Source organism: Mycobacterium sp. E3247, assembly GCF_001667785.1.
Lineage (GTDB): Bacteria > Actinomycetota > Actinomycetes > Mycobacteriales > Mycobacteriaceae > Mycobacterium.
This window is the reverse complement of sequence record NZ_LZJG01000162.1, coordinates 17694-28345: the sequence shown is the minus strand read 5'-3', so window position 1 is coordinate 28345 and position 10652 is coordinate 17694. Positions and strand designations below refer to the sequence as shown.

The 10652-nt window shown below is 70.7% G+C and carries 10 protein-coding genes; all 10 read left to right on the top strand.

Annotation, left to right across the window (positions count from 1 at the left end; all coding sequences use genetic code 11):
• On the top strand, positions 1 to 991 hold a 991-nt coding region (gene murD / locus A9X04_RS08875; protein ID WP_067919443.1), incomplete at its 5' end, for a UDP-N-acetylmuramoyl-L-alanine--D-glutamate ligase.
• A gap of 6 nt (positions 992 to 997) precedes the next feature.
• Positions 998 to 2725 (top strand): putative lipid II flippase FtsW, encoded by a 1728-nt coding sequence (gene ftsW, locus A9X04_RS08870; RefSeq protein WP_067919441.1) that lies wholly within the window; start codon positions 998 to 1000, stop codon positions 2723 to 2725.
• On the top strand, positions 2722 to 3933 hold the full coding sequence (gene murG, locus A9X04_RS08865) for an undecaprenyldiphospho-muramoylpentapeptide beta-N-acetylglucosaminyltransferase (protein ID WP_067919439.1): 1212 nt from the start codon (positions 2722 to 2724) through the stop codon (positions 3931 to 3933). The genes ftsW and murG overlap by 4 nt, the downstream gene beginning before the upstream one ends.
• Positions 3934 to 3986: 53 nt before the next feature.
• Positions 3987 to 5405, top strand: a complete 1419-nt coding sequence (gene murC / locus A9X04_RS08860) for a UDP-N-acetylmuramate--L-alanine ligase (RefSeq protein ID WP_067919450.1) — start codon at positions 3987 to 3989, stop codon at positions 5403 to 5405.
• A complete protein-coding gene (locus A9X04_RS08855; RefSeq protein WP_067919437.1) occupies positions 5402 to 6346 on the top strand; it encodes a cell division protein FtsQ/DivIB in 945 nt (314 codons plus the stop codon). Before murC ends, A9X04_RS08855 begins: the two co-directional genes overlap by 4 nt.
• Positions 6347 to 6574: 228 nt before the next feature.
• Entirely contained in the window at positions 6575 to 7726 is a 1152-nt protein-coding gene (gene ftsZ / locus A9X04_RS08850) for a cell division protein FtsZ (protein ID WP_067919435.1), read from the top strand.
• Between the two features lie 101 nt (positions 7727 to 7827).
• Complete coding sequence (gene pgeF, locus A9X04_RS08845; protein WP_067919433.1) at positions 7828 to 8535, top strand: peptidoglycan editing factor PgeF; 708 nt, start codon at positions 7828 to 7830, stop codon at positions 8533 to 8535.
• 5 nt (positions 8536 to 8540) lie between these two features.
• On the top strand, positions 8541 to 9329 hold the full coding sequence (locus tag A9X04_RS08840; protein WP_067919448.1) for a YggS family pyridoxal phosphate-dependent enzyme: 789 nt from the start codon (positions 8541 to 8543) through the stop codon (positions 9327 to 9329).
• A 62-nt stretch (positions 9330 to 9391) separates the two neighbouring features.
• Positions 9392 to 10057, top strand: coding sequence for a cell division protein SepF (locus A9X04_RS08835; protein ID WP_067919431.1), 666 nt, complete (start codon positions 9392 to 9394; stop codon positions 10055 to 10057).
• Between the two features lie 158 nt (positions 10058 to 10215).
• Complete coding sequence (locus A9X04_RS08830) at positions 10216 to 10509, top strand: YggT family protein (RefSeq protein ID WP_067919429.1); 294 nt, start codon at positions 10216 to 10218, stop codon at positions 10507 to 10509.
• Positions 10510 to 10652: the final 143 nt, after the last annotated feature.

The following is a 10652-nucleotide window of genomic DNA, read 5'->3' as shown; positions in this document are numbered from 1 at the left end:
CGTCCTGCAGGCGCCGGCCGATCTGCTGGCCGTCGAGCTGTCCAGCTTCCAGCTGCACTGGGCCCCGTCGGTGCGCCCCTACGCGGGCGTCGTCCTCAACATCGCCGAGGACCACCTGGATTGGCACTCCACCATGGCCGAGTACACCGCCGCCAAGGCGCGGGTGCTCGGCGGCCGGGTGGCGGTGGTGGGGCTGGACGACGCCCGGGCGGCCGCGCTGCTCGAGACCGCCGCGGCGCCGCAGCGCGTCGGATTCCGGCTCGGCGCACCGGCGGCGGGCGAACTGGGCGTGCGGGACGGCCACTTGATCGACCGCGCCTTCGCCGACGACCTCCGGCTGCTGCCGGTCGACTCGATCCCGGTGCCGGGGCCCGTCGGCATCCTGGACGCCCTGGCCGCGGCGGCGCTGGCCCGCAGCGTCGGCGTGCCCGCCGAGCCGATCGCGGAGGCGATCGCCTCCTTCCGGGTGGGCCGGCACCGGGCGGAGGTCGTCGCGGTCGCCGACGGCATCACCTACGTCGACGACTCCAAGGCCACCAACCCGCACGCCGCCGAGGCGTCCGTGCTGGCCTACCCGCGCGTGGTGTGGGTGGCCGGCGGCCTACTCAAGGGCGCATCGGTGGACGCCGAGGTCGCCAGGATCGCCCCCCGGCTGGTCGGCGCGGTGCTCATCGGCCGAGATCGCCAAGAGGTTGCAGAGGCGTTATCGCGACACGCGCCGGATGTCCCCGTCGTCCAGGTTGTGACAGGCGAGGATGCTGATATGAATGCGACGGCTGTGGCTAGTGGTGCAAATGTGACAGAAGTGAAACATTCGGGCCCGGATGCCGGCGCTTCGGTCATGGAGGCGGCGGTGGCCGCGGCCCGCGACCTGGCACGGCCCGGCGACACGGTGTTGCTGGCTCCGGCCGGTGCGTCGTTCGACCAGTTCACCGGGTACGCCGCCCGCGGCGACGCCTTCGCTGCCGCCGTCCGCGCGGCCACCCGGTAGGCGGGCGTGGGTAACCCTCTGACCCGGCTGAGACGCCGGGGCAAAGACACTTCAGACACCGCCGCCGCGGAGACCTCCGACGCCACAGCGGACGAGCCGGGGGAGGCCGACGCCGCGACCGCCCCGGTGAGCTCCGCCGGCAGCTCGGAGGCCAAGCCGGCGGCTAAAGCCCGGCTCGCCGGCGAGGGGCGGAACCGGTTCGGCGCCTGGCTGAGCCGGCCCATGACCTCGTTTCACCTGATCATCGCGGTGGCCGGGCTGCTGACGACGCTCGGTTTGATCATGGTGCTCTCGGCGTCGGGAGTGCGGTCCTACGACGCCGACGGGTCGGCCTGGGTGATCTTCGGCAAGCAGGTTTTGTGGACGGTGATCGGCCTGATCGCCTGCTACGCGTCGCTGCGGATGTCGGTGCGGTTCATCCGCCGCGTCGCGTTCACCGGTTACGTCGTCACCGTCATCCTGCTGGTGCTCGTGCTGGTGCCCGGCATCGGCAACCTGGCCAACGGCTCCCGGAAGTGGTTCGTCATCGCCGGCTTCTCGATGCAGCCGTCCGAGCTGGCCAAGATCGCCTTCGCCATCTGGGGCGCGCACCTGCTGGCGGCCCGCCGGCTGGAGCGGGCCTCGCTGCGCGAGATGCTGATCCCGCTGGTGCCGGCCGCGGTCATCGCGCTGGCGCTGATCGTGGCGCAGCCCGACCTGGGGCAGACGGTGTCGCTGGGCATCATCCTGCTGGCGCTGTTGTGGTACGCCGGGCTGCCGCTGCGCGTCTTCGCCACCTCGCTGCTGGCGGTCTTCATGGCCGGCGCCGTGCTGGCCATGTCGGCGGGCTACCGCTCCGACCGGGTGAAGTCGTGGATGAACCCCGAGAACGACCCCATGGACACCGGTTACCAAGCGCGTCAGGCGAAGTTCGCCCTGGCGCACGGCGGCATCTTCGGCGACGGCCTGGGGCAGGGCGTCGCCAAGTGGAACTACCTGCCCAACGCCCACAACGACTTCATCTTCGCGATCATCGGCGAGGAGCTGGGCTTCGTCGGCGCCTTCGGGCTGCTGGTCCTGTTCGGGCTGTTCGCCTATACCGGGATGCGCATCGCGCGCCGGTCGGCCGACCCGTTCCTGCGGCTGCTGACCGCCACCACCACGATGTGGGTGCTGGGTCAGGCGTTCATCAACATCGGCTACGTGATCGGGATCCTGCCGGTCACCGGGATTCAGCTGCCGCTGATTTCGGCGGGTGGAACCTCCACGGCGGCAACGCTTTTCATGATCGGCATCATGGCCAACGCGGCCCGGCACGAACCCGAGGCGGTGGCCGCCCTGCGCGCCGGCCGCGACGACAAGGTGAACCGGTTCCTGCGGTTGCCACTGCCCCAGCCGTACGTGCCGACCCGGCTCGAGTCGTTCCGCGACCGCAAACGCGGCGGCAAGCCGCCGGCCAACGGGGCCCCGTCCCGCACCGGCACGCGCAAGGCCGCCCAGGCGCCGGCCCGGAAGCCCTCGCAGAAGGCCTCGCAGAAGCCCTCGCAGAAGGCCTCCCAGAAGGCCTCCCAGAAGGCCTACCGCAAGGCCCCGCACAAGGCTGAGGAACCGCTGCGGCCGGCGTTCTCCCGCACAGGCGCCCGCCCGGCCCGCAGGGCGGTGCATCATGGATCTGGCCAACGCTCCGCCAGTCGGGGAGCCGGCCAGCGTCAGGCACGACGCGCTCGCGCACTGGAAGGTCAGCGTTACGGGTGAACGACACGGTCAGCAAGCCGACCGGCGGGCGGGGGACAAGTCCCCAGCCCGCCGGTGCCGCGTTGTCGGCTTTTAAGCCCCTGTCGGTGGTGCTGGCAGGCGGGGGCACCGCCGGCCACGTCGAGCCCGCGATGGCCGTGGCCGACGCGCTCAGCGCGCTCGACCCGCAGGTGCGCATCACCGCGCTGGGCACCCACCGGGGGCTGGAGACCCGGCTGGTGCCGCAGCGCGGCTACCACCTCGAGCTGATCACGCCCGTGCCGCTGCCGCGTAAGCCCAGCGGCGACCTGGCGCGGCTGCCCCCGCGGGTCTGGCGCGCGGTCCGCGAGACCCGCGCGGTGCTCGACGCGGTGGACGCCGACGTCGTCATCGGATTCGGCGGATACGTGGCGCTGCCGGCGTACCTGGCCGCCCGCGGTATACCGCGCGGGCTCAGCCGCAGGCGGCGCGTCCCGGTGCTGATCCACGAAGCAAACGCCAGCGCCGGGCTGGCCAACCGAATCGGCGCCCGCCGCGCCGACCGGGTGCTGTCGGCGGTGCCCGATTGCGGGCTGCCGCGCGCCGAGGTGGTCGGGATCCCGGTGCGGGAGGCCATCACCTCGCTGGACCGCGCTGCGCTGCGCGCCGAGGCGCGCAGGCACCTCGGGTTCGCCGGCGACGCGCGGGTGTTGCTGGTGTTCGGCGGCTCGCAGGGCGCCGTGTCGCTGAACCGGGCCGTGTCCGGCGCCGCGGCCGACCTGGCGGCCGCGGGCGTGTCGGTGCTGCACGCACACGGACCGAAAAACACCCTGGAACTGCCGGAGCGCCGGCCGGGTGATCCGCCCTACGTGGCGGTGCCCTACCTCGACCGGATGGATCTGGCCTACGCCGCGGCCGACCTGGCGATCTGCCGGTCGGGCGCCATGACCGTCGCCGAGGTCTCGGCGGTCGGCTTGCCCGCCATCTACGTGCCGCTGCCGATCGGCAACGGCGAGCAGCGGCTCAACGCGCTGCCGGTGGTCAACGCCGGCGGCGGCATGGTGGTCGCCGACGCGGCCCTGACGCCGGAGCTGGTGGCCCGCGAGGTGGCCGGGCTGCTCAACGACCCGCTGCGGTTGGCCGCGATGACGACGGCCGCCGCGCGGGTGGGGCATCCCGACGCAGCGCGCCAGGTGGCCCAGGCGGCGCTCGACATCGCCAGGAAGGCAGCGGCGGGAGGGCGACGGTGAACGCCGGGCAGCCGCCGCCGCCCGAGTTGCCCCCCGAGCTGCACAGGGTGCACATGGTGGGCATCGGGGGAGCCGGCATGTCCGGCATCGCCCGCATCCTGCTGGACCGCGGCGCGCTGGTGTCCGGGTCCGACGCCAAGGAGTCGCGTGGCATCCACGCGCTGCGGGCCCGGGGCGCGTCGATCCGCATCGGCCACGACGCGTCGTCGCTCGACCTGCTGCCCGGCGGCCCGACCGCGGTCATCACCACCCACGCGGCCATCCCGAAGACCAACCCCGAGCTCGTCGAAGCCCGGCGGCGCGGCGTCCCGGTGATCCTGCGGCCGGCGGTGCTGGCCAGTCTGATGGCCGGGCGCACCACGCTGATGGTCACCGGCACACACGGCAAGACGACGACGACGTCGATGTTGATCGTCGCGCTGCAGCACTGCGGGCGCGACCCGTCCTTCGCGGTCGGCGGCGAGATGGGGGAGGCCGGAACCAACGCCCATCACGGCAGCGGCAACTGCTTCGTCGCCGAGGCCGACGAAAGCGACGGCTCGCTGCTGGAATACACGCCCAACGTCGCGGTGGTCACCAACATCGAAACCGATCACCTGGACTTCTACGGCACTGCCGACGCCTACGTCGGGGTGTTCGACGCCTTCGTCGAGCGACTGGCCCCCGGGGGAGTGCTGGTGGTGTGTGTCGATGACCCGGGCGCGGCCGCGCTGGCGGAGCGCACCGCCGAGCTGGGAATCCGGGTGCTGCGCTACGGATCCCCGCCGCAGCCCGAGCTCGCGGCCACCCTGTTGTCCTGGGAGCAGCAGGGCACCGAAGCGGTCGCGCACATCCAGCTGGCGGGCGAACAGCATCCCCGCGTGATGCGGCTGTCGGTGCCCGGCCGGCACATGGCGCTCAATGCGCTGGGCGCGCTGCTGGCCGCGCTCGAGATCGGCGCCCCGGTCGACGGGGTGCTCGACGGCCTGGCCGGCTTCGAGGGGGTGCGCCGGCGGTTCGAACTGGTCGGCAACGCCGGGTCCGTGCGTGTCTTCGACGACTACGCCCACCATCCCACCGAGATCAGCGCCACGCTGGCCGCCGTCCGCACCGTGCTCGAACAGAGCGGCGGCGGTCGCAGCCTGGTCGTGTTCCAGCCCCATTTATATTCGCGCACAAAGGAATTCGCCGTGGAGTTCGGTCGCGCGCTCGACGCCGCCGACGAGGTCTTCGTCCTCGACGTCTACGGCGCGCGCGAGCAACCGCTGGCCGGCGTCAGCGGCGCCAGCGTCGCCGAGCACGTCACCGTGCCGGTGCGCTACCTGCCCGACTTCTCCGCGGTCGCCGAGCAGGTGGCCGCGGTCGCCGGCCCCGGTGACGTCATCGTCACGATGGGCGCGGGCGACGTGACCCTGCTGGGGCCGGAGATCGTGACCGCGCTGCGCATCCGGGACAACCGCAGCGCGCCCGGGCGCCCGGGAGTCCTCCAATGACCCAGCCGAACGACGCGACGCCGGTGGTCGGCGAACCGACCGGCGCCGACGCGGCCGGAGAAGACCTGACCGAGCCGCTGTTCGTCGGAGGACCCGAGGCCGAAACGTCGGCGGAACCGGACGAATTCGAGGGGCCGCGCCGGCGGGCCCGCCGCGAACGAGCGGAACGCCGCGCCGCGCAAGCGCGTGCCACCGCCATCGAGGAAGCGCGCCGCGAGGCCAAACGCCGGGCCAGCGGACGTCCGGTCGACGAGCCCAAACCCGTCGCCCGCGGCGTGGTTCGCGGCCTGAAGATGCTGCTGGTGACGGTGCTGCTGGTCGTCCTGGGCGTCGGGCTCGCGCTGATCCTCTATTTCACCCCGGCGATGTCGGCCCGCAACATTGTCGTGGTCGGCACCGGTGAGGTGACCCGGGAGGAAGTGCTGGACGCGGCGCAGGTGCGGCCCGGGACGCCCCTGTTGCAGATCAACACCAACCAGGTCGCCGACCGGGTGGCGGCGATCCGTCGGGTGGCCAGCGCGCGAGTGCAGCGTCAGTACCCCTCGGCGCTGCGGATCACGATCGTCGAGCGAATTCCGGTGGCGGTGAAGGACTTTCCGGACGGCCCGCACCTCTTCGACCGCGACGGCGTCGATTTCGCGACCGGGCCGCCGCCGCCGGCGCTGCCGTACCTCGACGTCGCCAATCCCGGTCCCAACGACCCGGCGACCAAGGCGGCGCTGCAGGTGCTGACCGCGCTGCGGCCCGAGGTCGCGGGCCAGGTGGGCCGGATCGCGGCACCCTCGGTGGCCTCGATCACGCTCACGTTGGGCGACGGTCGCGTGGTGATCTGGGGGACGACCGATCGCACCGACGAGAAGGCGGAGAAGCTGGCCGCGCTGCTGACGCAGCCGGGGCGGACCTACGACGTGTCCAGCCCCGACCTGCCCACGGTGAAGTAGGAACGCCCGTCCGACAGTGTGACGGCGGCAACAGAAAAAATTTGCGAGCCGCGCGTCGGCGCGCCTGCGGGGTCAGGGCGCGCCATGCCCATACCGTTCTGGTTGCGCGGAACTACTTGACATAACTCTAACTCTATGGTTGAGGTTGAGGGTTTGCCAGGGCGGGCCGCACACGCGGGAGGAATCCCGTCGCGAGGAACTTGAGCCCATCAGGGAGGAAACCGAATGATGACCCCCCCGCATAACTACCTGGCCGTGATCAAGGTCGTCGGCATCGGTGGCGGCGGTGTCAACGCCGTCAACCGAATGATCGAGCAGGGCCTCAAGGGCGTGGAGTTCATCGCGATCAACACCGACGCGCAGGCGCTGTTGATGAGCGATGCCGACGTCAAACTCGACGTCGGCCGCGACTCCACCCGCGGGCTGGGCGCCGGCGCCGACCCGGAGGTCGGCCGCAAGGCCGCCGAGGACGCCAAGGACGAGATCGAGGAGCTGCTGCGCGGTGCGGACATGGTGTTCGTCACCGCCGGCGAGGGCGGCGGGACGGGTACCGGTGGCGCGCCGGTGGTCGCCAGCATCGCCCGCAAGCTGGGCGCGCTGACCGTCGGCGTGGTCACCCGGCCGTTCTCCTTCGAGGGCAAGCGCCGCGGCTCGCAGGCCGAAGGCGGCATCAACACGCTGCGGGAGAGCTGCGACACCTTGATCGTCATCCCCAACGACCGGCTGCTGCAGATGGGCGACGCCGCGGTGTCGCTGATGGACGCATTCCGCAGCGCCGACGAGGTGCTGCTCAACGGTGTGCAGGGCATCACCGACCTGATCACCACGCCCGGCCTGATCAACGTCGACTTCGCCGACGTCAAGGGCATCATGTCCGGTGCCGGCACGGCCCTGATGGGCATCGGGTCGGCCCGCGGCGAGGGCCGGTCGCTCAAGGCCGCCGAGATCGCCATCAACTCACCGCTCCTGGAGCAGTCGATGGAGGGCGCCCAGGGCGTGCTGATGTCGATCGCCGGCGGCAGCGACCTGGGCCTGTTCGAGATCAACGAGGCGGCCTCGCTGGTACAGGACGCCGCCCACCAGGACGCCAACATCATCTTCGGCACCGTCATCGACGACTCGCTGGGCGACGAGGTGCGCGTCACCGTCATCGCCGCGGGCTTCAGCGCGGCCGGCCCCGGCCGCAGACCGGTCACCGGGGACAGTGCCGCCGAAAAGGGTGGGGCGCATCGCATCGAATCCGCGAAGGCCGGCAAGCTCACGTCGACGCTGTTCGAACCCGTCGACGCAGTCAGTGTGCCGGTCCACACCAACGGCGCCACGCTGAATATCGGTGGCGACGACGATGACGTCGACGTGCCGCCGTTCATGCGCCGCTGAGGGTCTCGAGTTGCTTGCCAGTGCGCGACAAACCGGCCACGAAAGGTAGGAGCCGGATGGCGCTGCCCACTGGCAGCCGGGGGGCTCCGGATACTGAAGAAGTGAGCGTGCGCATCCGTCGGGTGACCACCACCCGCGCCGGCGGTGTCTCGGGTCCACCGTTCGACTCCTTCAACCTGGGCGACCACGTCGGTGACGACCCGGCGGCGGTGGCCGCCAACCGCAACCGGCTCGCCACCGCGATCGGACTCGGGCCCGACCGCGTGGTGTGGATGAACCAGGTCCACGGTGACCGGGTCGAGGTGGTCGACGGGCCCCGCGGCGGCGCGGTCGACAAAACCGACGCGTTGGTGACCACCACCCCGCGACTGGCGCTGGCGGTGGTGACCGCCGACTGCGTGCCGGTGCTGCTGGCCGACGCCCGCGCCGGTGTGGCCGCGGCGGTGCACGCCGGTCGCGCCGGCGCCCAGCTCGGGGTGGTGGCCCGCACCGTGGAGGCGATGCTGACACTCGGGTCGCACGCCGAGGACATCTCGGCCCTGCTGGGGCCGGCGGTCAGCGGGCGCAACTACGAGGTGCCCGCGGCCATGGCGGACGAGGTGGAGGCCACGCTGCCCGGCAGCCGCACCACCACCGCGGCCGGTACCCCCGGACTCGACCTTCGCGCCGGAATCGCTTGGCAGTTAAAGGGTTTGGGCGTCACGGCCATCGACGTCGATCCGCGGTGCACGGTCGACGACCCGGCCCTGTTCAGCCATCGCCGGGACGCACCGACGGGGCGGCTGGCCTCGTTGGTGTGGATGGAGTGACCGCGATGGCGGACAGGACGCCGGCCCCGGCGGGTCACGGCGACCGGGAAACGCAATTGATGCACGCATTAGCCGCCGTGCGCTCGCGCCTTGCGGCGGCCGCCGAAGCGGTGGGTCGCAATGTCGGTGAAATCGAACTCCTGCCGATTACCAAATTCTTTCCAGCAACCGATGTCGTGACTTTGTCGCGATTGGGTTGTCGGGCCGTCGGCGAATCGCGGGATCAGGAAGCGTCGGCAAAAGTGAGCGAAGTCACCAAACTTTTGGCGGCCTCTTCGCGGGCGGATGCACCGGCCCTGCGCTGGCACATGGTGGGCCACATTCAGCGGAACAAGGCCCGCTCGGTCGCCCGCTGGGCGCACACTGCCCACTCGGTAGACGGTTCGCAGCTGGTCGGCGCCCTCGAACGGGGCGTGTCGGCGGCCATGGCGGAGGGCCGCCGAGCCGACCCGATGCGGATCTACGTCCAGCTGAGCCTCGACGGCGACGAATCACGCGGCGGCGTCGACATCTCGGTTCCAGGTGCGGTCGACCAGCTGTGCGACCAGGTCGAGGAGTCCAAGCACCTGGAACTGGCCGGGCTGATGGCGATCCCGCCGCTGGGCTCGGACCCCGACGCGGCCTTCGCCCGCCTGCGAACCGAGCACCTGCGCATCCTCGAGTCGCATCCGAACGCGGTCGGCCTGTCCGCCGGCATGTCCGACGATTTCGAAGTCGCCGTCAAACACGGTTCCACATGTGTGCGTGTCGGTACCGCGCTATTGGGCCCGCGGCCGCTACCGTCACCGTATTAAGTCACTGTAGTCACATCTTCATCACTGACACCAAGCATCAGGGGCTAGAAGGGGTCAACGCAATGAGCACACTGCACAAAGTCAAGGCCTATTTCGGTATGGCCCCGATGGACGACTACGACGACGAGTATTACGACGACCACGCACCGTCCCGCGGTTTCCCGCGCCCGCGCTTCGACGACGGCTATGGACGCATGGAGGGTCGCTTGGAAGGCCGGTACGAGGGCCGCGACTACGACGACCCGCGCGAGCCCGCCGACTACTCGCCGCCGGGCGGCTACCCCGGCGGGTACGGGGAGGAGTCGCGCTACGGCGCCGTCCACCCCCGCGAGTTCGACCGACCGGAGATGGGCAGGCCCCGCTTCGGGTCCTGGCTGCGCAACTCCACCCGCGGCGCGCTGGCGATGGACCCGCGCCGGATGGCGATGATGTTCGAGGAGGGCCACCCCCTCTCGAAGATCACCACGCTGCGGCCGAAGGACTACAGCGAGGCCCGCACGATCGGCGAGCGGTTCCGCGACGGTACCCCGGTCATCATGGACCTGGTGTCGATGGACAACGCCGACGCGAAGCGCCTGGTCGACTTCGCCGCCGGCCTCGCCTTCGCCTTGCGCGGCTCCTTCGACAAGGTGGCGACCAAGGTGTTCCTGCTGTCGCCCGCCGACGTCGATGTGTCCCCGGAGGAGCGTCGGCGGATCGCCGAAACCGGCTTCTACGCTTACCAATAACCCCGGCTCGGCCGGCGCCCGCCGGTCGCCGCGTTCGGCGGCTGGGCCGGTTGAGATGCCGGTTGAGATGTGGCCCACCGCCCGGAGTCGGTACGCTGGCATTCGCCGCGCACGCCCGCGGCGCTTGACATCTCATCGGTAAGGTCGGGGCTCTTCAGTTGGTGCTGTTCTTTCAGATCCTTGGGTTTGCGCTGTTCATCTTCTGGCTGCTGCTCATCGCTCGGGTCGTCGTCGAGTTCATCCGCTCGTTCAGCCGTGACTGGCATCCCACCGGCATCACGGTCGTGATCCTCGAGATCATCATGTCGATCACCGATCCCCCGGTGAAGCTGCTGCGCCGGCTGATCCCGCAACTCACCATCGGGGCGGTCCGGTTCGACCTGTCCATCATGGTGCTGTTGCTGGTCGCGTTCATCGGCATGCAGCTGGCGTTCGGCGCCGCGCAAACCTGAGCCTGCCGTCGGCCCGGCTTCCGGCCCGGAGACGGTTCGGCCACGTTTTAGCTTCGGTTTGATGGCTGCGATTTAAAAATTCTAAGGTTTCGGATTTTATTGCCCTCAGGGTTTGAAATTGGTTCTTATTTATTGGCCTAAAC

Excerpts from the sequence above, each read along its gene's own strand:
- A9X04_RS08855 (WP_067919437.1), top strand. The coding sequence starts at position 5,402 with ATGACCCAGCCGAACGACGCGACGCCGGTGGTCGGCGAACCGACCGGC.
- A9X04_RS08840 (WP_067919448.1), top strand. The coding sequence starts at position 8,541 with ATGGCGGACAGGACGCCGGCCCCGGCGGGTCACGGCGACCGGGAAACG.
- A9X04_RS08835 (WP_067919431.1), top strand. The coding sequence starts at position 9,392 with ATGAGCACACTGCACAAAGTCAAGGCCTATTTCGGTATGGCCCCGATG.
- murC (WP_067919450.1), top strand. The coding sequence starts at position 3,987 with ATGGTGGGCATCGGGGGAGCCGGCATGTCCGGCATCGCCCGCATCCTG.
- ftsZ (WP_067919435.1), top strand. The coding sequence starts at position 6,575 with ATGACCCCCCCGCATAACTACCTGGCCGTGATCAAGGTCGTCGGCATC.